We start from the raw sequence: 25,237 nt of genomic DNA, 5'->3' as shown, positions 1-25,237 counted from the left end.
GCGCTGGATGACCCGGCAGACCGTCGCCGACGAGATCCCGAACAGCGGGGCGAGCTGCCGCATCGTGAGGTTCGTGCGGTAGTACACCGCCACCAGCAGAACCCGGTCCCCCAGCGGCAGGCACCACGGCCGGCCACCACCGGGCCCGTTCCCGCCCCGCTCCCGCACCACCTTCACCAGCCTCGCGAACCGGTCCATCCGCAAGCCCGTGAACGTCTCCACCCACACCGGCTCAGCCCGCAACACCCCACCCATACAAGCAAAATGCCCACCACCAAGCCTTATGCAACACCCTTTAGCACCGGGTGCTGGCCCTCCCCCACCCTTCCGATCACCTGTGCGCGGTCTGCCGCCGGGAATGCCCGGTGTGCGACCGCACCACGCGCGCCATGGATCACAACCAGGCCGACGGTGCGTTCCCTTCCCGTGGTGCCGCCCGCGCCCCGCGCGGCCCCCTGCGCCACCGGGCGGGCTTACCACCCATGCTGCGGCCATGACGGCTGCCGCCCGGTCCGCCGTCACTGCCCCCCGGGACCGCGCCCCCGTCCTGGCCCGTAGCCCCAGCAGGACTGCCGTAATGGCAGCGCTCGCCTGCAGGGGTGGCAGCCGCCCCGCGGTCCGACCCGCTCCCGTGGCCGACCGTAGCCGCAGAAGAGCAAACGTAGCTGGCCAAGCACCGGCCCGGGCATCAGGGCCTCAGCAGTCCGCCCACCCACCAGTCGTGTGGCTTGCCGTCGTTGGCGATGCCGCGATTGCGCAGTGTCCCTTCGACGGTGAAACCGAGTGTCTCGGCGACGGCACGCGAGCCGGTGTTCCCGACCATGGCCCACCACTCGATGCGGTGGACGTCGAGGGTGGTCCAGCCCCAGTCGCACAGGGCCCGAGCGGCCTCCACCGAGTACCCGCGTCCGCGCTGTTCCTTGACCGCCCAGTAACCGAGCTCCCAGACGCCGCGGCTGATGAGGGTCAGGCAGTACGAGCCGACCAGGGCGCCGGTGTCCTTGCGGAAGGCGCCGAGGGTGTAGTCCCTGTCCTCGGCCCAATGAGCGGGCAGCTTCTCGCCGACGAGCCTCTCCGCGTCGGCACGCCGGTACGGCACCGGCACCGGGGTGTAGGACTGGATGTCCTCGTCCTGGCAGGCTTCGTACACCGCATCCACGTCGGCAGGTGTGAAGGCCCGCAGCACCAGCCGGTCGGTCTCAAGCGTCACTGGATCCATCGCGGCAGTATGACCACCACCAGCAAGCAGCGCCCAGCGAATATCCCGACCCAGCACCGCCCATCACAACGCCCCGGGCTGGTCAACGGCCCTCGCGACATCCCAGATCAGCTGCCCCCGAGATGGAGCTACACCATCATCAATCGCGGACCGAGCCGTAATCAGGGGCGCGGCCCGCAGGGGGGCCGAATCCGAAGGTTTCCAGTCAATACGCGTACGACCTTTGGTCGTGGGGCGGGTGCCGGGCTGCTGGTCAGGGGCGTGTGGCAGGGGTGGGGTGAGGGAAGGGCCAGCAGGAGGATGCACGCGGCGGCGGCCAGCAGGGGCAAGGCAAAGTGGCCGCCCGCGGGGCCGGCGAGGGCGGTTCCGGTGGCCGCTCCCAGCCGGATGGCCGAAGCGGCGCCCATCGGCCGCTGCCTGGCCACAGCGAGCTTGCCCAAGCGGTCGCCGTCCTGGCCCGCGCCCAGCAGGACTCGGTCTGGGACCGCACCCAGGCCGGCAACATACTCCGCTCCCACCTGCACGAATACTCCCCCGACTTCCTCTCGGACTTCCAGAACAACCGCGAAGGGATCACCAGCAGCGTCGCCCGCACCGTGCTGGCCGCGGGCGAGGGACTGGCAGTCCAGGACCTGCGTACAGACCTCTTCGGCACCCGGCTGCGCCCAGCGGGTCGTCCCCGCGCCCGCGGGGGTCGCTCGGGGGGCAGGGCCGGACCGTGATGTCGCCAACTGTCGTCCCCGCGCTCGAGTCCGCCAGCATGGCTGCGTTGTCCGGCGAGGACCAAGTGCGCTGCTGAGCGCTGGGCCGGAGTCAGTACGGGCGGCCGGGATGCCCTCCCCGCACGACTGCTCGGGTCCGTGGGGACGTGCGGTTGGAGGCGAGTGACGCGCCTTACGCTCCGAGCTATTCAGGCACATTGCGCATGTACGGTTCCAGGCATCAACTGGAATGGAACTAAGTCACCGAAACAACGCAAATCCTCCGGTTGCTGCTGGCCCGTGTCGTACGTGGGAGGGGGCATCAGAGCGTCACGGTGAAATAAATGCCGATGTTCCGCATCAGGGCAGTTGCATGGGAGTAACCGAACGTCTCTGGCCCCGAATCGACCACGACAGCTGTGCCTGTCAGTGTCACGTGGAAGATCTGACCTTCGGCCAAGGCAACTGTTGTCTCGATATCAGGCGTGTAGATCAGATCGCCACCTTCGCCGTCGGCACTCGTCTCAGACGTGTGGTTCCACAGCTTTACAGTCCGCCGTCCTTGAGGCAGCACCGATCCGGACCCATCCTGGACGATCATTTCGCACCAGCCCTCAGTGAAGGCTGAAAGTCCAAAGAAACATCTCAGCGACCACTCATAGTGGTAATTCAGTGAAGGCGCGATGCGAGCAAACCCACCCTTCTCAGCCCGCAGCGCCGTACTCACGCCCGCCGTTGCGATGCGGTAGCCCTCGATGCTTCCTCCGTACCCGTGCCACATCGCGAACTTCCCGGAGGCCTTGTCACTAGACGCCGTGGCGGCCGTCCCTTGCGTGGGCTGGAGGACCTCCCAGTCGTATGGCGGGCCGAAGATGTTGAGGCCGGGCCTTGCCGGATGCACCGCCTCCCTGAGATCCATGGAGACGTGAGTTCCACCCACGGCCGCAGACCTCTTGTCCAGGCTCAGTGCTTGAAGGTTGTTGACTGCCGTCGCAGCTTCCGCATCCTGTTGAACCAGTTTGGCGAGAGGAGCGAGCGCTCTCGACTCCTCTTTGATCCTCCGCAAAGGAAGCTCTGCCACAGACTGTGCCCGAGCGTCGATCAACCGGCTGATTTCTTCCAGATGGCGGGCAGACAGCCGTTGAGTGCCCTCGGCGCGACGAACAGTCGGCTCAAATGGGATCGTGTCCATACTGCGAGCCTGGCGCACCCCGGAAGCAACGCAAGTCGGATGGCCTGAGCTAGTGATAACCGGCTGCGAGCACGTTCTCGGACAGTCGGCGGCACTGCTCGACTCACCAGAACAGTGTCCACTCCGTCGGCCTGATCCGCTGGCTCCGCCACGCGCTCCCACGCTTCATCCCCTCCCGCACCCTTCCACGGACATGGCGTGTGCCGTGGGGGCGTTGTAGCTGGCCGGCCAGTGCGCGGTGGGGCGATCTTGCCGCCCGTGTGGCTGCGGGCGGGCGTTCTGCCGGGGTGGGCCCTCGGGCGCGGGGGCCCACCCCCGCCTCGTCTCATGCCCCGGCGGAGCCCAGCGCGTTCCCGGCCTCCTGGCCGCCCCAGCCCTCGGGGGTGCGCCACAGGACATGCACGCCGAAGACATCGCGGGTGGTGTCGGCCGACCAGTCCTCGGCGGGCGGTTCGCACAGCACCAGATAGCGGACGGCGGCCCGGGTCGGGAGGGTGTGGTCGATCTCGAGCAGGCGGGTCGCCCCCGACCGGAGATGCCGGTAGGTGGAGTGGCCGGCGCCCAGCACCTCGTACAGGCGCACGCCCCGGTCGGTGACGCAGCTGACGTCCACCACCGGGGAGTCGGACGGCTCGATGTCCGCCCACAGCAGGGCGGACTTCAGGGCGTGGCGCACCGCCTCGTGCTTCTTGCAGGTTCGATCGGCGGACGCCGAGTTCTCCAGCGCGCGGAGGAAACCGTCCTCGGCGGTCGGGGCGGGTGCGACGGGGTCTTCCTCGACAGTGGTCACGGGCTCGGTTTCCTTCTGTTCGGACTGGTGCTCCCGCCGTGCGGGCCGAGAGGCGGTCAGGGCGCGCTCGTCGTCGCGAGCCGGCGCGACTGCGGAGTCGGGGGCCAAGGTCACGGTGCCGTCCCGGGCCGGGGCCTCCGGCGCCGGGCCGGTGGCCGGGTCTGCCGGGGCGCCCGGGCCCGTGTCCGGCCCGTCCTGCCTGTCCGGCTCGGGAGCCGGCTGCCGGGCCGGCACGGCGGCCAGACGGGCGAGGAGCACCTCCCGCGCCGCCGGCAGGGCATCGGCCCAGCCGGACTCGGCCAGTTCTTGCCGGACGGCGGGGATGTCCAGCGTGTGGTCCTTCAGGGCGCGGTGCACGCCCGCCGCGAGGGTGCGCAGGACGCCCACCCGGTGCCGGTCGGGGGAGCCGAGCACCCGCCGTACGTCCACCCAGTCCGCCTGGTCCCGGCGCAGGACGCGGTTGGCCATGCCCTGGAGCTCGGAGAGCCGGGCACGGGTGTCCCCCGGGATCTCCCCGTCCCCGTTGACGATCTCGTCGAGCACGCCGAGCGCCGCCACGTAGCGTTCGGCCATGGCGGGCGAGATGGGCCGCCGGCCGCGCTGGTCGGCGGTGAGCACGCTGTGACCGGTCTCGTTGGCGAAGACCCAGCAGTCCAGCTCCTCGCCCGGGCGCGGCGGCGTGGAGCCGTGCCGGACGGTGAGGACCAGCGGGCGGTCGATGGTGGGGGCGAGCGCCTTCACCTTGTATCGGCCGCCCGGGCCGGGGCCGAGGACCCGTACCCGGATGTCGGTGCCGATCTCCGGGCCGCCGTCCGGCGCGGCCCCGGGCGCCCGGCCGAACCCGCCGTCCGGCCCCGGGGCCGCGTCCGGTCCCGTCCCGTCGCCGGGGACCGGTGCGCCTTCCGGGGCGGGCGGCTCGGCGGCACGCTCGGTCAAGGCCGCCGGGAGCGGCGCGGTGTGCAGCACGGTCAGGGTCTGGGTGCTGCGGGTCAGCGCGATGTAGAGCTGGCGCAGCCCGACCGGCCCCCGGTCCGCGAGGGTCGTGGGTTCGACCACCAGGACGTGGTCGTACTCCATGCCCTTGGCCTGGGCGGCGGGCAGCACCGAGACGGTCTCCCGGCGCGGGCCGGTGACCTCGGCACCGTCCAGCAGCCGGCTGATCTCCGTGATCCACTCCGAGTCGTCGGGTACCAGGACGGCCACCGAGCGCAGGGTGCGCCCGTCACTGGTGCCCACCAGACGGGTCACCTGGGTGACGATGTCGTCGAGGAGCTTCCACGGTTCGGACGCCAGGACCCGTACGGCCTCCGGGCCGGCCGCCCGTACCGCCCGCGGCCGGGGCAGGGCCGGGGCGACGGCCCGGGCCAGCGGCGCGACGAACTCCATGATCTCGGCCGGCACCCGGTAGCTGGTGTTCAGCTCGGCGACCCGCCAGTCCCCGTGGTCCGACAGCAGCGCGCCGAGCCGGTCCCAGTCGGCGGGGGTGTGCGGGCCGGTCGCCTGGGCGAGGTCGCCGAGGACGGTCATGGAACCGCCGGCGGCGCAGCGCCGCCGCAGCGCGCGGGCCTGCATGGGGGTGAGGTCCTGCGCCTCGTCGATCACGATGTGCCCGTAGCGCCGGGGTATCTCCCCGGAGATGAGGAAGCGCAGCTCCTCCAGGCAGACGTGGTCCTCCAGCGTCCATGGGTCGGCGTCCGCGGTGGCCGCCCGGGGCCGGTGCAGCGCTGCCTGCTCCTCGTCGTCCAAAAGGCCGTCCGCGCAGGTCCGCAGCAGCTCTGGGGAGTCGTAGAGGGTGCGCAGGGCCTCCCGGGCACCGGGCGAGGGCCAGACGCGCTCCACCAGCCGCTCGACCCGGCGGTTGCGCTCCAGGTCACGGCGGATGGCGCCGCCCTGGCCGCGGCGCGGGGCGACGGCGGCGAGCTCCTGGAGCAGGCGGTCCACGAACAGGCTGCGGAAGTGGTCGCGCCGCTGCCGGTAGGGGCCTTCGCCGGCGCGGGCACGGTCGAGGAGGGCGAGCACCTCCGCGCGTGGCACGCGGAGCGTGGTGCTGCCGGCGGTGACCACGACGGCGGGCTCGTCCCCCTCGAAGGAGGGGGCTGTGGTCAGGTCGTCCAGCGCCTCCGGCCGGCACTCGTGCTCGACGCGGCGCCGCAGTACCGCCGCCATCCGCTCGTCGGACTTCACCCGCCGCGCCGCCCCGGGGGTGTCGGTGCCGCGGATCTCGCCGTCCCACAGCCGGGCGAGCTGGACGGCGTTGACGTCCCGTGTGCCGAGGGTGGGCAGGACCTGGCCGACGTAGTCGAGGAACCGCTGGTGTGGGCCGATGACCAGGATGTCCTGTGCCGCGAAGTGCTCGTTGCCGACCAGCCAGGTCACCCGGTGCAGGCCGACCGCCGACTTGCCCGTGCCCGGGCCGCCCTGCACCACCAGGATGTCGGACGGCGAGCCGGTGACCAGGTCCATCTGGTCGCGGCGGATGGTCTCGACGATATCCCGCATCCGGCCGCTGCGGGAGCGCTGGAGTTCACGCAGGAGGAAGTCGTCCGGCGGGAGCGGCTTGCGGCGCTGGGCGCGGGCGACGTCCCCGGGGGTGCGGTCCGGCCGGTGCTCGCCGCGCCGGGCCGGGGCGGGCCGCGGGGTGCCGGCGGGCCCGGCGGAGGTGTCCGGCGGTACGCCGACGCCGCTGTCCCCCGCCGCTCCGGGCTCCCCTGCCTCCCCGGTCTCGCGGGGGGCCTCGGAGCCCGGGGCGTCCTCGGCTTCCCCGGCGCCTCCGGTCTCCCCAGTGTCTTCGGGGGTGTCCCCCGGGGCCCGGCGGGGACCCGGGACCGGGGCCGGAACAGCCACCGGGGCCGGGGCGGCAGGGCTCGCCGCGGCGATCTCGTCGAAGTACCCCTCCACGATCCGCCGCACACAGCGCAGCTGCCGCCGCAGGACCACCTCCCCCGGCGCCTCCGGCAGCGCCTCGGACCACCGCTTGGCCAGCGGGCTGGTCCAGGGCAGGACCACCAGCTCCTTGTCGGCGTCGTGCACCACCCGCCGGCCGACGTACCAGGGGCGGGGCCGGGCACCCGGCTCCTCCGGCGCGTCGACCCGGGCAAAGACCAGCGCCTCGTCGCCGAGCCCGCCATATGCCGCGGCGCGCGCCTCCGCCTCCTTCCGGTTCGCTATGCCGTCCTTGCCACTGGCCGAAGCGGTGGCCGCCGACGCCGCGTTCATCTCGGCCAGCCGCCCCTCATAGCAGCGGTAGGCGTGGTCCACGGCCTTCTGCTCGGTGGCGATGACCTCGTCATGCGTGGTGGTGCCCATGTCTCCGTGCGTCCCTCCCTGCGGCGCGCCCGGGAACGCCGCTACGGGCCTGCGCCCGTACCCCGCTGAAACAACTATCAGAGAACGGGTGGTGACCAACAGTCAGCATCGCAAGTGGCGCGCACGGTTGTGGTCGAGCCGATCGCGGGAGCGGCCCGCCGGCGGCCCCCGGATTCCGCTTGCCAGCACCGGGCACCCCGGGCCGGTGGCGCCGTACCGGATGCGTGGTCACCTGCCGGACGCCCTGCGCGCCCCGTCATGCGGGAGCGAGTGGTCACGCCCCGGACGCGGCGGGAAGCCGCCCGTGTGACGGGCCGGTGGCCGGGCTCCCGGCCCGCTCCGGCGGGCTGCTCAGGGGTGGCGCCGGACACCCCGGGCCACCGAGGTCCACTGGAAAGGGTCACCGCCCCGCCGCAGTCAGCGGCCGCTTCTCGCGGATCGGCGGCACCTGGCACTCCTAGACCACGCTGCGGACGTCAGCAGGCCGGGGCACACTGGCCTAGGCAGACGAAGTCGGTGACCGAACGGGGGCACGGCGAGGCGCGATGGGCGGTTGCGGCACGTACGTTGCTGGTCGCTGGAGGACCAGCGCGACATCGGCCTCTCAGATCCAACCAGGACGGAGGCGCGCCGGCGCGGTGGGCTTACTCCACCGGCGGGCCGGTCGGTTCGCGCCCTGCCCGCCGCCAGGGGGCCGGGCCTTGGGTCCGCCGTCCGCCCATGGCCCAGGGCGGCCCTCGTTGCCCGTCCGCCCGCCGCCAGGGGTGTCCGCGCGCCGTCAACGGCCCAGGTCCAGGGCCCGTCCGGTGTCCTACGGTGCTCCGGTGAGCAACCGACTGGAGCCGCCCGCCGTCCCCGAGCCGGTGCTGTACGGCCGTAGGGCCACGGCACGCTTCCGTAGCGAAGCGGTGCTGCTGGACTGGGCGGGTACCCGGCTGCGCATACCGCTTCAGGCCATCGAAACCGTACGGGTCAAGGGCCCGAGGGACCGTGACACCGAGATCGTGCTCACCTCGTCCTCCCCCGCCGCCGGCACGGTCTACGCGCTCCGCTCCGGCAGTGCGGAGGCGGCCACCCCTTCGCCCGGGCAGTCAACTCGGCGATCCCTCCACGTGACCGGGCAGAGCGGAGCTCGGACAAGAGCTGCTTACCGCCAAGGCCGGCAGGTGTTCGTGTACAAGGTCACGGAGTCGTTTCGGCACAGCCGTTCCTCGGAGGAGGGGGCACAGGTTCCCAGATAGCCGCGATCGAAGCGGCGGGCTGGTTCCTCACGCACATGACGGCCGCGCCCGGCAGTCATGCCGACGTCGCCAACCTGATCTGCATGTTCCGCCGCCGCTGAGGAGAGTAGTGATGAGAGGAATGCGGCCAGGCCCCGGATCGGGTGGCCTCTGGGTGGCGGTGGTGACCGCCACTGCCGACTGGATCAGCCCCGGTGCGCTTCGCGAGATGCCGGTTGCCCGCTTCTGCGGGAGCTTCGGCGGGTGGTTCGCCTGGGCATGAGCGTGATCGCAGCCCAGGTGATCACGGACTCCGAGTGCTGGCCGTGCTCGTACATGGTGGGATCGACAGCGGGACGGCGTTCGCCGAAACCGCCCGGCGTCGCCGGTCATCGACCTGCTCGGAGCGCTCGACAACGGTGGCCTGGCACCGGGTCTCCCAGGACGGCTGGGTGCGGCCCAGGGGCGTGACGGCCTGCTGCCGCTGATCTCGCACCGTACCCGTCCTGGGCCTGCCCCTGGTGCCTGTGCCGCCGTGAGGACTGAACCGATGTGGCTCGGCTGGTCAGGCGGCGGGTGTGGGCCGCGGTTCCGAGACCACACGGGGCCGTCAGGGGGTGGGAATCTCGTGATCATCACGCGGGTTGCACCACGCGTCAGCAGTAGTCGTGTGAAGGGCTCTCCGTGCGCGCCATACAGATCGATCGCTTCGGCACACCCGACGTCCTCGACCTCGTCGAGGTTCCCCAGCCTGAGCTGGGGCCTGGGGAGGTTCTGATCCGGACCGTTGCGACCAGCATCAATCCCGTCGACGACAAGACGCGGGAGGGAGCCATTGGTGAGGGGACGCCACCGCTGCCGATGAGGCTCGGGTGGGACCTGGCCGGCACCGTGGTCGACGGAGGAGACAGTGGACTTGGCACGGGGGAGCGTGTCATCGCGATGTCGCACCAGCTCAGCTCCGGCCGCGGAACCTGGGCCGATCTGGTCGCGCTTCCGGCGCAGGCAGTGGCCGCCGCACCGCAGGCGGTCAGCCTGGTGGAAGCTGCCACGTTGCCTCTTCCCGGCCTGACGGCCTTGCAGACACTGGACTGGCTCGCGGTATCTGCTGGCCAGCGGCTGCTGATTGCCGGTGCCGCTGGCGCGGTCCGCGGGTTGGCGCTGCAGATAGCTCGCGCACGAGGCGTCAGAGTCGATGCTCTGGTCTCACGGGACGCGCAGATCGCCTTCGCCCGTGACCACGGTGCCGACTTCGTCACCAGCGACCGTGAGGGTTTCGAAGACCGCGGTTACGACGCGGTCTTCGACACCTTCGGGGCTTTCCTGACCGAGGCCGTGGCGGACGGCGGCCGGTACGCGTCGATCGCCACTCAGGCCGGTCCGGTCCCTGACCTGTCCTCACGCGGAGTCCGTACCACCGTCAACCAAGTGCGTGAGGACGGTACGGGGCTGAGCGAGCTGACCAAACTCGTCGACTGCGGTTCCTTGCAGCTGCGTACGCACTCTGTTTTCGGTCTCCACGAGATCCACGCCGCACACGAACGCTTCCTTGGTGGCGGCTTGGTCGGAAAGATCGTCGTGACCTTCTGAGCCGTGCCCTGGCCCTCCGGCGCTCGCGCCGGCCGGAGGGCCGGTGAGCTGTCGCCGAACCCAGATGAGAAGGGCGGCGAGGTGGAGTGCGGCTTGGTAGGCGACTGCGAGCCTGTCTGTTCGCATGGCCAGGCCGCGCAAGAGTGCGACGGTGATCAGCCCACAGCCGCACACGGACCGGATCAGCCGACGAGCACAACGGACCGCTGCCTATCATCGAGGGCACCGTCATCCGCCTGGTCGTGGAGCGGCTGCCGTGCGGCGGGTGAACATGCCGGTTCTGGCTGTGGTGGTCGGGCACCGGCGCCAGCGCGGCGGACGTGAGGGCTCCTCGGCGGGACCGGATGCCGTGGAGCAGTCTGGCCCGTAACCGCCCCGGAGGGGGCTACGGCAGGAGTTGGCGTACGAGTGCGTCCGTGGCCCAGCGTTCCCAGCGGGCGGGCGGCCAGCCGCGGTCGGTCACCAGGAGGTCATAGGTCTCGGGGCCGAGCACGGTCAGGGCGACATCGGCGGCGGACGCCGCGTCGTGCCCGTCCCGCAGCCGGCCGCCGGCCTTGGCTGTCAGGGCTTGCGTGAACCGCAGTTGCACGGTGTGCCGCTGTTGTTGGTTGATCCGCCACAGCTCGGCGAGCTCCGGGTCGGCGGAGGCGGCGTCCCGTACGACGCGCAGGACGGGAGCGGCACGCTCCAGGATGCGGCGGGCTCCGGCGGCCTGGAGAGCGAGCTGGGCGGACGGCTCGGGTTCGGCGAGGACCGCGCGGGCCCAGGGGCGGTCGAGCGTGGCGACCGGGTCCGGGTCTCCCGCGATCGCGGTGTCCAGGAGTTCCTTCAGTAGGGCGCGCTTGTTGCCGAAGGTGAAGTACACGGTCTGCACGCCGACCTCGGCAGTGCCGGCGATGTCCCCGACGGTCGTACGGGCCCACCCGCGTTCGGCGAAGAGCCGGGACGCGGCGTCGAGCATCCTCTGCCGGGTACGGCGGGCCTTCTCGGCGCGGGTGACGGGCTCGGGCACACGGGCTCCTCTGCTCGCGGCACGGATTTGACTGTAGTGATACTACAGTGTAGTTCACTGGAGTATGACTACAGTGAAATCGGGTGCAGCCGGACGCATCGCTGGGCGGATCCTCGTCGTGGGCGGCTACGGCGCCGTCGGCGCGACCGTGGCGGCGACACTCGGCGCCTGGTTCCCCGGCCGGGTAATCCCCGGCGGGCGTGACGAAGCCAAGGCCCGCCGGATCGGCGGCGTGCGGATCGACGTCACCGACCTCGGTGGCTTCCGGAAGACGCTGGACGATGTGGGCGACGTCGCCGCGGTGGTGCTGTGCGTGGAACCCCCGGACGCGGGCGTCACGCGGATGTGCCTGGACCGCGGCATCCACGTGGTCGACATCGGCGCCACCAGGCGGCTGCTCGACGCCACGGAGGAACTGGACGACCTGGCCACGGAGGGCCAAGCCACGGCACTGCTCAGCGTGGGAGTCGCGCCGGGCCTGACCAACCTGCTCGCCCACCGGGCCCATCAGGCCGTCGATGGTGCGGAACGCCTGGACCTGACACTGCTGTTCGGCACCGGCGAACGCCATGGCGCCGACGCCTTGCGCTGGACCATCGCCGCCCTCGGCGAACCGGTACAGGCACGCCCTTGGCGGACCGAACTGCCGGGATACGGCACCAGAACCGCGTACCCCTTCCCCTTCTCCGACCAGTTCACCCTGGCCCGCACCCTCGGCGTCCCCCAGGTCACCACCCGGTTGTGCCTGGACTCCCGGCCGCTGACCGCCGCGCTCTTCGCGCTACGACGCTCCGGGCTGCTGCGCATGGCCCGCAGGCCCGGTGCCGGGAGGGTGATCGCCGACGTCTGCGGTCGTGTCCACCTCGGCGAGGACGGCTTCGCGGTACGCGTGGACGCCCGAAACGGCGACCGGCACGCGGCCTACGCCGTCACCGGCCGCGAACAGAGCCGCGTCACCGGTCTGGTGGCCGCGCACGCCACGCGCGAACTCCTCGGCGGAGCCCTGCCGCCCGGCGTCCACCACATCGAACAGGTGTCCGCCCTATCCGCGCTGCCGGAAGTCCTGACCTCACATGACGTCACGTTCCTGCGCTACGAAGGGCGGACCGGGCGGTGAGCGGCGGCTGGCAGGGCGGCGACTACACCGCGGCCGGCGACGCCTGGGCCCACGCCGCGGACGACGTGACTGCCTCCGCCCTGGCCGAACTGGACAGCTCACCAGACCCGCCCGCGCCCCGGGTCCTCGACGTGGGCACCGGCTCCGGACCGGCCGCCCTCGCCGCAGCGCGGGCCGGGGCCCGCGTCGTTGGCCTGGACCGGGAGCCAGGGCTGCTGCACATCGCCTCGGACCGCGCGCGTCGAGCGGGCGGGCTCGCGGAGACGGCCCGGTTCGTCGCCGGGGACGCGCTGGCCCTGCCGTTCGCGGCAGACAGCTTCGACCTCGTGTTGTCCACCTTCGGTGTGATGTTCGCCCCCGAGCCCGGCCGGGCCGCCGCCGAACTGGTCCGGGTCTGCCGCCCCGGAGGGCTGCTGGCGATCGCCTCCTGGACGCCCGACGGAGTCATGGGCCGGATCGCCCCAACGGTCCTGCGGCACCTCGACCACCCGACGGACACGCCGTCGCCGCCGACGCGATGGGGCGACCCGGGCCACGTCCGCACCTGGTTCGCACCCCTCCCCGTGGCGGTGCGGACCGAGGTCGAACACGTCCGCGTCGGTTACACCTCGGTGGCACACGCCGTCAGTGTCTTCCAGAACAAACCCGGACCACTGCGTGAGCACCGCACAGCCCTGGAGGCGGCCGGACGCTGGGATCGCGCCCGCACCGCCCTCACCGACCTCTTCCACACGCACAACCGCGCCACCGACGGCAGCCTCCTCCTGCACGCCCCCTACCTGCTGCTCCTCGGGCGAGTAGCCCGTCGCCCTAGCCAGGAGCCGGGCAGCGGAATAACGAAACAGACGCTGCCCGGCCCTGGCTAGCCGTGTTTTGAGTTCGTCTTCTGACTGTCGTCCTGCACCGGAATGATCACAGGGGTGGGGCGTGGGGATCTTTCCGATGAGCAGTGGTCGGTGCTGGAGGCGTTGTTGCCTGCGGCAGGGGTGAGCCGCAGGTCGCCAGGCCGGCGGCGGGTCGTGGACGGCGTGCGGTGGCGGGTGCGAACCGGTGCTCCGTGGCGTGATCTGCCGCGTGAGTACGGGCCATGGCAAACGGTGTACGGCCTGTTCCGGCGATGGCAGCAGCGGGGAGTGTGGGCCCGGCTGCTGACGTTGTTGCAGGCCAGAGCCGATGCGGACGGGTTGATCATCTGGGAGGTGAATCGACTCCACCATCTGCCGGGCGCATCAGCATGCAGCCGGTGCCCGCCGGGACGGCGCCGGGCAGAAGGAACCACCTGGTGGGATCACCATCGAGCCGGACGACCACGGTCTGGGGAGGTCGCGGGGCGGGTTCACCATGAAGATCCATCTGGCGTGCGAGGGCCAAAAGCCCCTGTCTTTGCTGGTCACCGCCGGGCAGCGGGGTGACAGTCCGCAGTTCGAGCCGGTTCTGAACGCGATCCGGGTGCCCAGGCCCCGTCGGGGCCGGCCGAGGACCCGCCCACTGCGGGTGCGGGGCGACAAGGCGTACTCCTCTCGCGCGAACCGTGCCTACCTGCGCAAACGGGGGATCGGGTGCACCATCCCGGAACCGGCCGATCAGGTCCGCAACCGCAAGCGTCATGGCCGCGCAGGTGGCCGCCCACCCGCCTTCGACTCCCAGGACTACAAGGCCCGCCACGCCGTCGAGTGCGGGATCAGTCGCCTCAAGAAGCATCGCGCGGTGGCGACGCGCTACGACAAGCTCGCGGTTCGCTTCGAGGCGGTCGTCCGTGTAGCGGCGATCCAGCAATGGCTGTGAGGTTCCCGCGCCTCTCCCTATCCGGCCCTCAGGGTGAGACGGCCTGCGCCCCGGCGCGGGCGGAGTTCTGGCCGGTTCGACACGCACAACCACGTCCTTGCCTGGACGTGTCTGCGATGGCCGCTCACGCGCGCGACACCTGCGGCGGCGAGTCGAGGTCCGTCGCCTTGCCGGGGGCGGGCTTGCCGCCCGGCTCGCCCTGAGGCCGCCCCGCTCTTCCTCGTTCGGGTCGCGATCGTTCTCGATCCCGGCGACCCCTTCGCCTCGGGCACCCCGGCTGAGCAGGTGTGGAGGAGCCGGCACGAAGAAGCTGGCCAAGATCGCCCGGTTGCGCCTCACCGTCACTGGCACATCACGATCCGCTTATGAATGAATACGCAGGGTTACAGCGTTTGTTCGTTTCCCTCTTCCCGCGGAACCCGACGAAAGGCACAGCCATGTCTTCGGCCATGCGTAAGACGACCACTCCCACGGCGCGGCGGCTGGCCGTCGCAGCCGTCGCGCTGGGCAGCTTCCTGGCGCTCGTCGGCCCGACGGCAGCCGCCGGGGCGGCACCCGCGGACCCGGTGAAGACCGTCTTCTTCGGCGACTCCTACACCGCCAACTACGGCATCGCCCCCGTCAACAACCAGGACAACGAGAAGCTCTTCTGCTTCCAGGCAACGCAGAACTACCCCGCCGTCGCCACCAAGCGCCTGGCCGACAACGGCATCACCTTCGACGTCCAGTCCGACATCTCCTGCGGAGGCGCGCTCGTCGAACACTTCTGGAAGGAGCAGGAGCTCTTCGGCGGCATCGGAAAGGTCCCGGCGCAGCAGGACGCGCTGAAGGAGGACACCCAGCTGGTTGTGGGCGGTGTGGGCGGCAACACGGTGGGCTTCACCAGCGTCATCAAGCAGTGCTCCGCCAAGCTCCGGGGCGACGAGGGGGCGCTGCTGCCCGGCTCGCCGGTGGACCCGGAGTCGCCGGCGGCCGAGTGCAAGACCTTCTTCGAGTCGGGAGACGGAAAGGAATGGCTGGACTACCAGTTCGAGCGAGTCGGAGGGGACCTGGAGGAAATGCTCCTGCGCATGAGCTACCGCGCGCCGGACGCCGAGCGTGTCCTCGTCGGCTACCCCCGGCTCGTCCCCCAGGACACCACCAAGTGCTCGACCGCGGCCCCGGGACAGACGGAACTGCCTTTCGCCGACATCCCCCAGGACGCCCTGCCGGTCCTGGACCAGGTTCAGAAGCGGCTGAACGACGTCATGAAGAAGGCCGCCGCCGATGACGGCGCCGACTTCGTGGACCTCTACGCCCAGACCGGCACCAACACGGCGTGCGACGGCGCCGACCGCGGCATCGGCGGCCTGCTGGAGAACTCCAAGCTCGAAGTCGGCCAGCCCCTCCCCTGGTACGGACACCCCAACGAGAAGGGCCGCGACCTCCAGGCCCAGCACGTGGCCGCCAAGATCGAAGAAGTCCTCAACCGCTGACCAGCGGCACAACCGCCCTTCACTGTGAACGAAGCCCCAGGACCCAACAACGGCCTGGGGCTTCGTCACCCGGCGCACTCCAGGGCAATCGCCCCGGCCTGACCCTCCCGCAGCGTGGCGCACCCGGCCACAGCCAATGATCCACCTCATAAAACACGGCCTAGGACCAACGGCAGGAGTGCCGGGCTGTCGTGGACGTTCGCGCCGGAGACACTCAGGGCCAGGGGCAAGCCCTGTGCGTCGGACAGGACGTGGAATTTACTGCCCCTCTTGCCCCGGTCGACCGGATTGCGACCGGTCAGCGATCCCCCTTTTTCGCGCGGACCGAGGCCGCGTCCACGATCACCGAGGTCCAGTCGACCTCACCGCGCGCCCCCAATTCGTCCAGGACACCCCGGTGCAGCCGCCTCCACATCCCGTCCTCGGTCCACGCAGAGAACCGGCGATGCGCAGTCGCCGGCGAGACCCGAACGTCTCCGGCAGGTGTCGCCAGGCACATCCGCTGGTCAGCACGTGCACCACAGCCGTGAACACAGCCCGCTCATCCACCGGAGCCGTCCCGCCTCCCTGCGGACGCGAGGTAAACGGCGGCAGCAACGGCGTGACGAGCGACCAGAGTTCGTCAGGAACCAACCTCTGTGACAGGTCAACACCCATGACGTGACATCATGCCGGACCGAACCCACACCACTGTGACTGAGCGCTCCAGTTGGCCACCTTGAGCTTCATGGTTGGCCTCGGGGTATGGATTGCTTTGGCATGGTGAGGCCGTGTTCCGCGAAGTCGCATTGGCCGCCTGGCAGGCACTTGCTCCGGGGCTCCCTGCTCGGGGTCGCAGGTACTACGCGGGGGCATGCAGAGTCGGCGACTCGGGGTGGAACTGCTCGACGCGGTCGCGCTTGGCGTGCATGTCCCAGCAGAGCTCCGCGAGGTCGTCCGGGTCGGCGACCGGGAAATGCGGGCCGTCGGCCGACTCGAAGGCGGCCTGGGCCGCGGCGGACACCTCACTGCGGGCGATCAGGGACGCGATGGTCAGAGCACCGGCGTAGATCCCCTTGTCCGCCAGCTCGGCGTTGAGGGAGTACAGGTAATTGCGCGTGGCGGCCATCACCGGTCCCAGGCCGCTGAGGTGGGGCATGGGCTGCGCCGCCGAGTAGCCCTGAGCCAGCAGGAAGGTGCCCTCGCCGCGCTCGGTCCACTCCGGCAGCACGGCCCGGACCACCTCGACCGGGGTGAGCAGCAGCAGCGGGGTCAGGCCCTCCAGGGTGGCCGCGTCCAGCTCGGCGGCGGGGGTGAAGCCCTGGTCGCGGCTGATCGGCCCATACTCGACCACGTCGATCCGGCCGAAGCGGTCATGGATCGCCTCGACGAGGGCGGGCACCCCGGCCGGCTGGGAAAGATCGGCGGGGAATGCGACCGCTTCGATGCCTTCACCGGCGAGCACCTCGACGAGGGCGTCCAGCCGGTCCTTGCGGCGGGCCACCAGGGCGACCCGGAAGCCTTCGCGCCCGAAGCGGCGGGCGACGGACACCCCCAGACCGGTACCGGCACCGAAGACGGCGATCACTTTGGACATAGGACTACCCCTTGCCACGACAGTGTTCTTGACCCCTGGGTCAACTTGTTCGCCGACGGTAGCACGCGGCTTGACCCGGGGGTCAAGTTAGTCTGAGGGGGAATGCGGCCAGGGTGGCCGCAGCGCCGGAACCAGGAGGAACGACCTGATGCGGGCCGACGCGCAACGGAACGCGGAGAAACTGCGGGCAGCCGCCGCCGAACTCTTCCAGGAGCGCGGCCTCAAGGTGCCCCTCAAGGAGATCGCCCGCCGGGCCGGAGTCAGCCACGGCACGCTCTACAACCTCTTCGGCACCCGCGAGGCACTCATCGACGAAGTCGTGGCAGGGCTGGCCGCAGACCGCCTCGGCGAAGCCGCCGAACACGCCCTGTCCTTCGAGGAGGCCGGGAAGGGGTTCGCGTACTACATCGAGAGGGTCTGTGAACTGCAGGCCACCGACCCCGCAGTCGCCGACGTCGTCAGCGGACGCTTTCCCGCCGCCGAGTGCCTGATGGCCATCTGCAGCCAGACGAAGGACGCCGCCACACGGATCATCGAGCGAGCCCAGCTCGCCGGCGCTGTCCGCCCGGACTTCACCGGCGAAGACCTCATGCTCTTCTTCGGCACCAACGCTCTCCTCGCTCGCGCGGTCGCGGACACCGCGCCCGATGCCTGGCGCCGCCAAGTCGCCTTCCTGCTCACCGGACTGAGCACGGAACCAGCGCAAGAACCGCTTTCCGTCGCCCCGCTGACCCCGCCGCAGATGTACGAAGTGATGGGCAGGCTCGCCGGCACGTCGTAGCAGGCGCGGACGTCGCCCTGGAAGTACTCGACACCGCAACCAGGAGCGCCGAAGCGGCCCGGCGTTGAGCACCGGAGCGGCCAACTGAAGTGCTCAGCCACAACCACGTGAGACGACCTCTTTAGGTGCGTCGAGGGCCGGCGACGGTCTTGATCAATTTCAGCGGCAGCGCCCGGAGAAGAGGCCGCCGACCAGCCTCCGCTGGTTGAGGCGGCGTTCGGTGGTGTTGCGTCGGCGGTAGGTCTGCCGGCCGGTCACCTGAACTGTGTGATCGTTCGAGTTGGCTCACCAGTCGGTGAGGTCGACCACGACGGAACAGTGCGGATCAGTATTGTCCTGCTTCGTGCGCTCTTTCTCTGTGAGCAGGGATGGCAGGGCGGCGACAACAGCAGTGATGGCGCCGGACGGTCGCACATCTGCCGCGACCACGCCAGGGGCTCTCTTGGAGTCCGGGTAGAGCAGCTGCCTCTCGGAGTCCAGGTAAAGACGCAACCGGTCCTGTTCCAGGAAGAGGAATCCACGTAGGCGTGGGTCCGGATCCTCATCGGTCAACGGCTGCGCGAAGCTGCGCAGGATTCTGAGTGCCTTGTCGTCCTGCGTAGGAGCGGACACATCCAACGTCTCGGGGTCCACATGGACGAGAGCCATGCCCATCATGCTGCTGGTGCTGCCGATGGGATAGGTCTGCGTGCCGGTGAGCAGAGTGCGGAGGATGCCGGTGACACGCCCTGCGGTGAGCAGATCGTCCTCCTGTCCGAGAGGGATTTCGTAGGCGACCAGACCCTCAGGTGTATGGGCGGAATCGATACCGGTGACGACTCGGATGGCGGCGGCAGGCGGCGGCACCGGAAGGATGCCCCGGATGTACTGGCCGCCAATAAGCGGAGCGTGGATGTGGTGGATCAGGAGGCGGGCGATGGCCGCCTGCTGATCCGCAACGTCTTCATGCGCAAGTATCACTCGTTCACCCAGTTGGGGCACTCGCTCCTGGGCACCCTCTCACAGAATGCGGTGATGACGCCGATTTTATTCCTCCTACCTGCGTCGTACTCTCCATCCTTGATCTTGCGTGAGTATTGGGCTATTACCTTGAACTGCACGGTGCCTTTCCGGGCTTGTAGAGGCTTGGTTTTGTATACGAGCCTGCCGTTGCCATCGCTTTCGCGAGGGTCTGGCTTGTTGTCCTTAATGACGTTGTTAACAACCTTGCACTTCTTGATGTTGTGCTTCCCGGAAAAGTGGTTCCACCCGAGTTCGGAATTACCGGTTCGCGTCGGGATCTTCCTGTCCTGTTCGTCCTTGGCTTCGCACTTCACCGTCTTGTTCCAGGAGGGCGCGGCGTGAGACGCGCGCACAGTCGTCATCCTCGGCGCTGGGATCGGCGCCGACCACGTCGCCTACCAGCACCCGGATGTCGCCCCCATCGTCATGGTCGCCACCGCCGTGGCGACCCTTCTGCACATCCTGGTACGGCGGTGAACCACGGCAGTGGCAGGGACGTGCAGCGTGACCCAGCCACTGCCAGCCACCCGCGCCGACACCGTCATCTTGGCCGCATCACCGGGCCCGCCGACCCGGCGGTCAGTGGGCCCGAAGCGTCAGGCCACCGACCGCAGCCGGTCCAGTTCACTGCTGATCGCTTCCCGCAGCGCGTCATGCTGCGGACCGAGCCTGGACTGCTCGTCACTCCACCGCTCACGCGGATGGAGCCACACCGGGGCACCCACCACATCGGCTGGCTCCCACGCGAACCGCGGCCAGACATGCACATGCAAGAACGGGTCCGTGTTCCCCAGGATCTCCAGGTTGACCCGCCGGAAGGCTGGGTCCAGCCGCCGACAGACACGCTCGACCGCTTCACCAAGCTGGTCCATGTCAGACAGGAACGACAGCCGCTTGGCCCTCGGCAGGTCCGACAGCCGCTGCACATCCGGCTCGTCCACGAGCAGAACCGAATAGCCCGGCAGGAACTGAACGTCCCCGATCACCGCGAAACCCGCCGTCAACCGTCGCAGCACAGTCGGGTTCTCGCCCCTCAACGCCGTCCCGATCCGGTCCATCCGCCAGTCACCAGTCATGGCCAGAACCTACATTCCGGTGGGCCTGCGTCTGGGGCCGTCTGCATGAGGCGATTGTGCGCCGCCTCGATGACGTCGGCCTCGTCGACGTCTCCTGCGTCATCCTCGTCCCGTGAAGCTTCACTACCGTGTCGGTGGTGAGGGCCATCGCGGCTGGACAGAGAGGCTTGCTCGGACCACGCTGCGTGCCGCTGAAGCTGGCTGGATCTCGCCGGACGGTCGGCTCACGTCCATGTTGAGCCTTCCGGTCATCGACCATTCACTGTGTGTGACAACCCTCAGGTGGAGGGGTACGGCACACCAGTGGGCAGGCGACCGGACCGAGCAGATCGGGGGGTGGTAGGTGGGATGGCGCCAGGAGATCGCCTCGGCACTCGGCGAGTGGATCGCCATCGAGGGAGGCGCGGGCAAGCCGCCACGCTGGCAGCTCGTCGGGCGGGCGGTCCGGAGCGGTGATCCGGGCCGGTATGTCGTCGATCTACGAGGCTCCGGCATCGGACCGGAGCAACCGGACTCCCTGAGGCTGGCCGGACCGGACAATGACGGCATCGAGACCATGGGCTTCGCTGTCTCCGAAGCAGTACGGAACGGCTCCCTGTTCACACTGTCGGTACCGGAGTTCGCCGAGATCGCCGACCCTCGCCTGTGGATGCTCAAGCAGCCGCCCACCTCCTGATCGAGGCTCTGCGTGACGGCATCGCGAGGCTGGGTGAACATCCCCTCGCCACTGCTCTCGCGACCGCGACGATCGGCGGCACCTCGGCGCACGCCGTCGCCCCGCCGGGCTTTCATCCTGCCCAGGCAGACTCCTACCGAGCGTGCCTTGGCGAAGGCATCCAGCTGGTGTGGGGGTCACCGGGTACAGGGAAGACCACCGTCCTCAAGCGGGCCATCGGCGACCTGATCGCCCAGGGCCAGCGTGTGCTGCTGGTATCAGCGACGAACATCGCTGTGGACAACGCCCTGTTGGGGGTGGTGCGGGAGAAGCGCCACGAGTTCGGTGACATCGTTCGGGTAGGGCCGCCACACCTACGCGAGGTGGCCGAGGACCCTTCCGTGTCCCTGCCCCTGATGGTCCGGGCCCGGCTGACGGAGGCAGCGGCCTGGCGTGCGGAACTCGAGGCCGAACTCGTCTCCATCAGAGACCGGTCCCAGCAGTCGAGGGTTGGCAAGCAGACTTGCGGGGTTCGACGCCCCGTCGTACTACGCGGCGCTGAAGCTCATACGGTCGCCCGTACAGGACGTGGCGGCGACGCAAGCCCGGGTGATCGAGGCGAAAGGGCGGCTCAGTCAAGCGGCCCGACGCCTGCGCCACCTCGGAGAGGCCATCGGGACAGCACAAGCACGCCAGAGGGCCGACGAGGCAGTGAAGGACCGACGGCGCGAAGTCGGCGACCTCTCAGAGGGGATCACCCGTGTGCGGGAAGGGGCGGAGAACAGCGAGGCCGACGCCCTACTCGCGGACGACTACCGCCGCTCCCTGGAGCTGAGGCTGAGGGAGCTTGAAGCGAAGGGCGTCGTCGGCAGATGGCGGCGCCGGCGCGACACGATCACAGGTGTTCAAAGGAGCCGGCGAACGCCCGGCGGGCAGCCACCGACGCCCGTGTGGCAGCGCAGGAGGCCCGGGCCACCGCGACCGCGCAGCAGGCCAGGATGAGGTCAGCCGGCCTGGGCCGAGTGGAGATGAAGAGTGTCACCGAGGCTGACGACTTGGCGGTTGTGGAAGAAGTCGTCCTCGCTCAGCGTGGTGATGCTGCCCGAGGGGGCCCGGAAACTGACATATCCGGCCGACTCGATCGGCATCTTGATCCAGGAGGCAACGACGAACGTCAGGGAGCCGCCGTGCGTCACCATGATCTGGTGTTCGCATGCGCTCTGCAGGACCTCGTCCATGGCCGCGTAGATACGCTGCGCCCACGCAGCCTTGGTCTCGGAACCCGCAACGCCCTCGTCGTGGTCCATCCGCTCTCCGACAGCCGGTGGTGGGACGAAGCGCCGGTCCAGCCACTCCTGGGGCATTCCGCCCGCCTCACCGTAGGACTTCTCCCGCAGCCTGCGATCCAGGATCAGCTCTACCCCGAACAGTTCGGCTACTGCCTCAGCCGTCCGTGAGGCGCGCTGCAGATCCGAGGAGAACAGCTCCACCTCGGCATCCTCCGGGATCCGAGCCCGCAACGCCTGGGCGACGGAGGCCGCCGCACGTACGCCGGCGGGCGTCAATTTCGAGTCGTGCCATCCGCCGACGACCCCTTCGAGGTGGTGCGTCGCCTCGGGGTGGGTGACGACGTGAAGCGTACGCATGAGTACGTGTCCTCCGGTAGGCAGCGGCCTGCGTGATTGCGGTCCGCAACGATGGATGAGACCGTTCCGAGCCATCAAAGCGGGTTCTTCCCCCTCGGGCTCGGGTGCTCGCAAGGCGGTACACGTCGGTTCCGGTCTCGGCCGCCCACCTGCCTGCGGGACGGTCACACGACGATGCAGGTCATGGCCGCCCACAACAGGGGCGAATGCTCGATCCGGCCACCGGCGCGCCAGTGGGCGAGTTGCTCACGCTGCCAGCCGCCGAGCCGGCTCACCGGATCGCGGTGGTCGTGGGCGGTGTCGACGGCGATGACCGCCTGGGACAGCGGGCGTACGGCCTCGGGCAGGCCGGTCAGGCGGTGGAACGCGAAGCTGGTCGGCAGCACCCAGCGGGTGGCGGTGACCAGCTCGGCACCGTTGTGGATCATCGCGGTCGCCAGGCCGAAGGACTCCGCGAACCGGAGATCGCCACCGCTCTCGCAGCCGATGAGGGCGACCCGGGGCGGCGCGGGCCAGATCCGCGCACCCGGCTCTCCGTCGGCGCGCAGGGGCAGGGTGCCCAGCAGCAGGTCCTTGGCCGACAGCGGTCGATGGGTACGGACCGGATCGGCCAGGCCGGCGGTTCCCGGCCCACAGCACAGATGGAGCGTGCCGTCCTCGCTCTGCCCACCCTCGACCGGCGCGCCGCTCACGTGCCCGACGTACATGAGTCTGCGTGGCCCCTTGCGGAGCGCGCCGCTCAGCCAGTCCCGGTCCAGGTCGGTGCGGCGGAAGGCGTCCGCCGGGGTGGCGACGGACGGCACGACGGGGCCCGCGTCGAGACGGCTCCGGACGAACGACAGCATCTTCGGGTCCGAGCCGGGCGGCCCCAGGACCGAGCCGAGCGGGGAGTCGGCCCGGAATCCGGGGATCCGGGGGTCGAGGACGAGAACGACGGCGTCGCTGCCGTCGTTCTCACAGCGGCCCACGTCCGGTGCCGGGCGTCCGGCGGGATCCTGCCGCCGCAACGACGCCGGGGCGGTGGTCACGACGTCCGCCAGGTCGATGAGCCGGACCTCCGCGTCGACGGCGATCAGCTCCCACGGGACCTGGGCGACGCGGGGTGACGGCTGGATCCGCACCAGCGGGCGGCCCGCGCGCGCGGACACCTGGCGTATCTGCTCCGTCAGCGCCTCCGGCCACAGCGCCTCGGCCAGTGTTCTCGCGAGCCGGTGCTCGGTCCGCGGATCGGCCATCGCTCCGGAGTCGAACGCGCGCCGCATCCCCTCCGCCCCACCGCCCGCGGCCGGCAGCGCGGCGGCCAGCTCCCGCACCGCCCGGTCGACTTCGTCACCGGGCCCGTGACCGGTGCCGTACCCCCGGGCGCCGCCGGCCCACGTCCAGGTCATGAACAGGTCGCCGGCGTCGGCCAGCCGGACCTGGACCACCGGGCGCCTGGTCAGATCGTCGGTGACCCAGAACGGCACCTCTTCCTCGTTCACGATCCGTCGGTGATAGCGGGTCTCGGCCGCCTCGATGTAGTCCTGGAGCGCGACGCGGCCGGATTCCGGTGACATCCGCACCTTCGGCGGCGGCGCGACGCGCAGGCCGACGGAGGCGGCGGCGTCCGCCGCCACGGTGCCGAGCGTCATCGGGCCGTCGACGTGGCCGTACGTCTTCATGGCCGTACTCGGGAAGACCGACACGGCGTCTTCGGCGGGCCCCGTGGGCTCCGCGGGCGTCGGCGCCGACGACGGCGTACGGTCCAGCGCCAGGGAGGCGCCCGCGCAGCGGTGCTCCACCAGTTCGAAGAGCAGCCCCTGGTCCTGCCGGCGCATGGCCAGACGGAACACCACCTGCATGGCGTCGTCCGCCAGCTCCAGCCATTGACTGCGCGCATGGGCGGTGACGAAGTCGTAGCGGGCCGCCTCCAGGGCCAGCGCGGCGGGGAGGGCGAGGGAGAGCGCGGTGTCGATGGACTCCCTCTCGTGGTCGCCGTGGTCCGTCCGGTCGAGGTTGTCCTCGAGGGTTCTCGCGAGCATGAGGTCCACCTGTGCGCACCGCTCGTACACCTCGCGCGCCAGGTACACCTCGCGGGCCTCCTGGGCCAGCCGCTTCATCTCGGTGATGTCGCCCCGGTCATAGGCGTGCTGGGCGCTCAGCAGCATGGTGTCGGCGGCGGCGATCGCGGCGCCGAGTTGTTCGAACCGGGTCAGGCTCGCCGCCATCAGGTCACCCGCGCGGTCGGCATCACCGCGCCGACCGGCGAGGAACCCGCGGGCCTGTTCACAGACCGCCAGGTCACCGAACCTCCGCTGCTGCTCGAAGAACGCGGACGCCTCGGCGAACAATCGCTCCGCGACGTCGAGGTCGCCCCGGTGCATCGCGACATACGCCCGGTGCGTGAGCAGCGACTGCTGCTCACCGGTGTCCCCCATCGCCCGGAAGCCGTCCTGCGCGCGGACGAAGTAGTCCTCGGCCGGGTCGAACCGCCCGGTCGAGGCGCAGATCACGCCGAGGGCGACCAGGAGCCGCGGCACCGTCTCCAGCACGGTCGCCTGCACGGTGGTCAGCAGCACCGCGGCCAGTTCCTCGGCCGCTCCCCACTCCCCTCGCTCCATCAGCAGATGCACACGGTTCAGCCCGACTTCGGCGGTACGCAGTCCCTCCGGATCGTCGAACTCGGGCAGCCTGTCCGCCGCCTCGTCGAGACACGCCAGTGCCTCGGCCAGGTGCCCGGTCCTGCGCAGCAGGTCGGCCCGGGCGATCAGCGTCTTCAGCAGCACCTCCAGCCACAGTTGCCGGCCCCGCGGCCCCATCGGCGCCGACGCGATGCCGTCGAGCAGATGGCGGGACCGCTCGACGGCATCCTCCGCCCCGGCCAGGTCCGTGGCGGTGAGCCGGACGACGGCGAGGTCGGACAGCAGGTGTGCCCGCAGGAACCGCACGTCGGGAGAGTCCTCGAGGGACTCGGCGACGGTGAGCAACTCCTCGTAGACAGCGCACGCGGTCGTGAGATCGGCCGCCAGCTGACGTTCCTCGGCCACGGCGAAGCCGCTGTCGAACGGCTCCCCGTACAGCGGCGTCGCCACGGTGTCCTCCTCGTCCGGCATCG

The 25,237-nt window shown here is 70.3% G+C and carries 22 protein-coding genes; 9 read left to right on the top strand and 13 right to left on the bottom strand.

Features of this window, described 5'->3' with window-relative positions:
• From ACH4B3_RS30635 to ACH4B3_RS30620, 4 genes are all read right to left on the bottom strand, one after another.
• The coding region (locus ACH4B3_RS30635) for a transposase family protein (protein ID WP_398468368.1) at nt 1-255 on the bottom strand (255 nt) is incomplete at its 3' end.
• A 433-nt stretch (nt 256-688) separates the two neighbouring features.
• The gene (locus tag ACH4B3_RS30630) at nt 689-1,219 is read right to left on the bottom strand and encodes a GNAT family N-acetyltransferase (protein ID WP_398468366.1); all 531 of its coding nucleotides are present in this window, start codon (nt 1,217-1,219) and stop codon (nt 689-691) included.
• 1,023 nt (nt 1,220-2,242) lie between these two features.
• The gene (locus ACH4B3_RS30625) at nt 2,243-3,112 is read right to left on the bottom strand and encodes a hypothetical protein (RefSeq protein WP_398468364.1); all 870 of its coding nucleotides are present in this window, start codon (nt 3,110-3,112) and stop codon (nt 2,243-2,245) included.
• 325 nt (nt 3,113-3,437) lie between these two features.
• Nucleotides 3,438-7,208, bottom strand: a complete 3,771-nt coding sequence (locus tag ACH4B3_RS30620) for an AAA family ATPase (protein WP_398468362.1) — start codon at nt 7,206-7,208, stop codon at nt 3,438-3,440.
• A gap of 824 nt (nt 7,209-8,032) precedes the next feature.
• On the opposite strand from ACH4B3_RS30620, the gene ACH4B3_RS30615 reads away from it, so the two are divergent.
• Nucleotides 8,033-8,449, top strand: a complete 417-nt coding sequence (locus tag ACH4B3_RS30615) for a hypothetical protein (RefSeq protein ID WP_398468360.1) — start codon at nt 8,033-8,035, stop codon at nt 8,447-8,449.
• Between the two features lie 663 nt (nt 8,450-9,112).
• The gene (locus tag ACH4B3_RS30610; protein WP_398468359.1) at nt 9,113-10,018 is read left to right on the top strand and encodes an NADP-dependent oxidoreductase; all 906 of its coding nucleotides are present in this window, start codon (nt 9,113-9,115) and stop codon (nt 10,016-10,018) included.
• Between the two features lie 385 nt (nt 10,019-10,403).
• Here the strand turns inward: ACH4B3_RS30610 and ACH4B3_RS30605 are convergent, their stop codons facing one another.
• A complete protein-coding gene (locus tag ACH4B3_RS30605) occupies nt 10,404-11,030 on the bottom strand; it encodes a TetR/AcrR family transcriptional regulator (protein ID WP_398468357.1) in 627 nt (208 codons plus the stop codon).
• Nucleotides 11,031-11,094: 64 nt separating this feature from the next.
• Here ACH4B3_RS30605 and ACH4B3_RS30600 point away from each other — a divergent pair, with 64 nt between their 5' ends.
• The 4 genes from ACH4B3_RS30600 to ACH4B3_RS30585 all read left to right on the top strand — a co-directional run bounded on the left by ACH4B3_RS30600 (nt 11,095) and on the right by ACH4B3_RS30585 (nt 15,407).
• The gene (locus tag ACH4B3_RS30600; RefSeq protein WP_398468355.1) at nt 11,095-12,147 is read left to right on the top strand and encodes a saccharopine dehydrogenase family protein; all 1,053 of its coding nucleotides are present in this window, start codon (nt 11,095-11,097) and stop codon (nt 12,145-12,147) included.
• Entirely contained in the window at nt 12,144-13,013 is an 870-nt protein-coding gene (locus ACH4B3_RS30595; RefSeq protein WP_398468353.1) for a class I SAM-dependent methyltransferase, read from the top strand. The genes ACH4B3_RS30600 and ACH4B3_RS30595 overlap by 4 nt, the downstream gene beginning before the upstream one ends.
• 42 nt (nt 13,014-13,055) lie before the next feature.
• Nucleotides 13,056-13,932 (top strand): IS5 family transposase gene (locus ACH4B3_RS30590; RefSeq protein ID WP_398468351.1). Its coding sequence is split into 2 segments (ribosomal slippage): nt 13,056-13,351 and nt 13,350-13,932, totalling 879 coding nucleotides; the frame shifts between segments, so codons are not numbered across the junction.
• Between the two features lie 449 nt (nt 13,933-14,381).
• Entirely contained in the window at nt 14,382-15,407 is a 1,026-nt protein-coding gene (locus ACH4B3_RS30585) for an SGNH/GDSL hydrolase family protein (protein ID WP_398468349.1), read from the top strand.
• Nucleotides 15,408-15,553: 146 nt separating this feature from the next.
• Here the strand turns inward: ACH4B3_RS30585 and ACH4B3_RS30580 are convergent, their stop codons facing one another.
• The 3 genes from ACH4B3_RS30580 to ACH4B3_RS30570 all read right to left on the bottom strand — a co-directional run bounded on the left by ACH4B3_RS30580 (nt 15,554) and on the right by ACH4B3_RS30570 (nt 16,983).
• Nucleotides 15,554-15,709, bottom strand: a complete 156-nt coding sequence (locus tag ACH4B3_RS30580; protein WP_398468374.1) for a transposase — start codon at nt 15,707-15,709, stop codon at nt 15,554-15,556.
• 40 nt (nt 15,710-15,749) lie between these two features.
• Complete coding sequence (locus tag ACH4B3_RS30575; RefSeq protein ID WP_398468347.1) at nt 15,750-16,064, bottom strand: transposase; 315 nt, start codon at nt 16,062-16,064, stop codon at nt 15,750-15,752.
• 184 nt (nt 16,065-16,248) lie between these two features.
• A complete protein-coding gene (locus ACH4B3_RS30570; RefSeq protein ID WP_398468345.1) occupies nt 16,249-16,983 on the bottom strand; it encodes an SDR family NAD(P)-dependent oxidoreductase in 735 nt (244 codons plus the stop codon).
• 148 nt (nt 16,984-17,131) lie between these two features.
• Here ACH4B3_RS30570 and ACH4B3_RS30565 point away from each other — a divergent pair, with 148 nt between their 5' ends.
• Nucleotides 17,132-17,764, top strand: coding sequence for a TetR/AcrR family transcriptional regulator (locus ACH4B3_RS30565; RefSeq protein ID WP_398468343.1), 633 nt, complete (start codon nt 17,132-17,134; stop codon nt 17,762-17,764).
• Nucleotides 17,765-18,049: 285 nt separating this feature from the next.
• Here the strand turns inward: ACH4B3_RS30565 and ACH4B3_RS30560 are convergent, their stop codons facing one another.
• The 3 genes from ACH4B3_RS30560 to ACH4B3_RS30550 form a co-directional block, all read right to left on the bottom strand.
• A complete protein-coding gene (locus ACH4B3_RS30560; RefSeq protein WP_398468341.1) occupies nt 18,050-18,724 on the bottom strand; it encodes a hypothetical protein in 675 nt (224 codons plus the stop codon).
• Nucleotides 18,721-19,119 carry a hypothetical protein gene (locus tag ACH4B3_RS30555; RefSeq protein WP_398468340.1) on the bottom strand — a complete coding sequence of 133 codons (399 nt, stop codon included), beginning with the start codon at nt 19,117-19,119 and terminating at the stop codon, nt 18,721-18,723. The genes ACH4B3_RS30560 and ACH4B3_RS30555 overlap by 4 nt, the downstream gene beginning before the upstream one ends.
• Before the next feature lie 243 nt (nt 19,120-19,362).
• Nucleotides 19,363-19,842: a diadenosine tetraphosphate hydrolase gene (locus tag ACH4B3_RS30550; RefSeq protein ID WP_398468338.1), complete on the bottom strand. Its 480-nt coding sequence runs from the start codon at nt 19,840-19,842 to the stop codon at nt 19,363-19,365.
• A gap of 343 nt (nt 19,843-20,185) precedes the next feature.
• On the opposite strand from ACH4B3_RS30550, the gene ACH4B3_RS30545 reads away from it, so the two are divergent.
• Both ACH4B3_RS30545 and ACH4B3_RS30540 read left to right on the top strand, forming a co-directional pair.
• The gene (locus ACH4B3_RS30545) at nt 20,186-20,518 is read left to right on the top strand and encodes a hypothetical protein (RefSeq protein ID WP_398468336.1); all 333 of its coding nucleotides are present in this window, start codon (nt 20,186-20,188) and stop codon (nt 20,516-20,518) included.
• Complete coding sequence (locus ACH4B3_RS30540; RefSeq protein ID WP_398468334.1) at nt 20,488-21,348, top strand: AAA domain-containing protein; 861 nt, start codon at nt 20,488-20,490, stop codon at nt 21,346-21,348. The genes ACH4B3_RS30545 and ACH4B3_RS30540 overlap by 31 nt, the downstream gene beginning before the upstream one ends.
• A gap of 153 nt (nt 21,349-21,501) precedes the next feature.
• Here the strand turns inward: ACH4B3_RS30540 and ACH4B3_RS30535 are convergent, their stop codons facing one another.
• Both ACH4B3_RS30535 and ACH4B3_RS30530 read right to left on the bottom strand, forming a co-directional pair.
• Entirely contained in the window at nt 21,502-22,143 is a 642-nt protein-coding gene (locus tag ACH4B3_RS30535) for a histidine phosphatase family protein (RefSeq protein WP_398468332.1), read from the bottom strand.
• A 164-nt stretch (nt 22,144-22,307) separates the two neighbouring features.
• Entirely contained in the window at nt 22,308-25,235 is a 2,928-nt protein-coding gene (locus ACH4B3_RS30530; protein ID WP_398468330.1) for a hypothetical protein, read from the bottom strand.
• Between the last annotated feature and the right edge of the window lie 2 nt (nt 25,236-25,237).

The organism is Streptomyces sp. NPDC018031 (genome assembly GCF_044327625.1).
In the GTDB taxonomy this organism is placed as follows: Bacteria; Actinomycetota; Actinomycetes; order Streptomycetales; family Streptomycetaceae; genus Streptomyces.
This window is presented reverse-complemented; position numbering and strand designations above follow the sequence as displayed.

Excerpts from the sequence above, each read along its gene's own strand:
- ACH4B3_RS30630 (WP_398468366.1), bottom strand. The coding sequence starts at position 1,219 with ATGGATCCAGTGACGCTTGAGACCGACCGGCTGGTGCTGCGGGCCTTC.
- ACH4B3_RS30625 (WP_398468364.1), bottom strand. The coding sequence starts at position 3,112 with ATGGACACGATCCCATTTGAGCCGACTGTTCGTCGCGCCGAGGGCACT.
- ACH4B3_RS30620 (WP_398468362.1), bottom strand. The coding sequence starts at position 7,208 with ATGGGCACCACCACGCATGACGAGGTCATCGCCACCGAGCAGAAGGCC.
- ACH4B3_RS30600 (WP_398468355.1), top strand. The coding sequence starts at position 11,095 with ATGACTACAGTGAAATCGGGTGCAGCCGGACGCATCGCTGGGCGGATC.
- ACH4B3_RS30585 (WP_398468349.1), top strand. The coding sequence starts at position 14,382 with ATGCGTAAGACGACCACTCCCACGGCGCGGCGGCTGGCCGTCGCAGCC.
- ACH4B3_RS30575 (WP_398468347.1), bottom strand. The coding sequence starts at position 16,064 with ATGGGTGTTGACCTGTCACAGAGGTTGGTTCCTGACGAACTCTGGTCG.
- ACH4B3_RS30570 (WP_398468345.1), bottom strand. The coding sequence starts at position 16,983 with ATGTCCAAAGTGATCGCCGTCTTCGGTGCCGGTACCGGTCTGGGGGTG.
- ACH4B3_RS30565 (WP_398468343.1), top strand. The coding sequence starts at position 17,132 with ATGCGGGCCGACGCGCAACGGAACGCGGAGAAACTGCGGGCAGCCGCC.
- ACH4B3_RS30550 (WP_398468338.1), bottom strand. The coding sequence starts at position 19,842 with ATGACTGGTGACTGGCGGATGGACCGGATCGGGACGGCGTTGAGGGGC.
- ACH4B3_RS30535 (WP_398468332.1), bottom strand. The coding sequence starts at position 22,143 with ATGCGTACGCTTCACGTCGTCACCCACCCCGAGGCGACGCACCACCTC.
- ACH4B3_RS30530 (WP_398468330.1), bottom strand. The coding sequence starts at position 25,235 with ATGCCGGACGAGGAGGACACCGTGGCGACGCCGCTGTACGGGGAGCCG.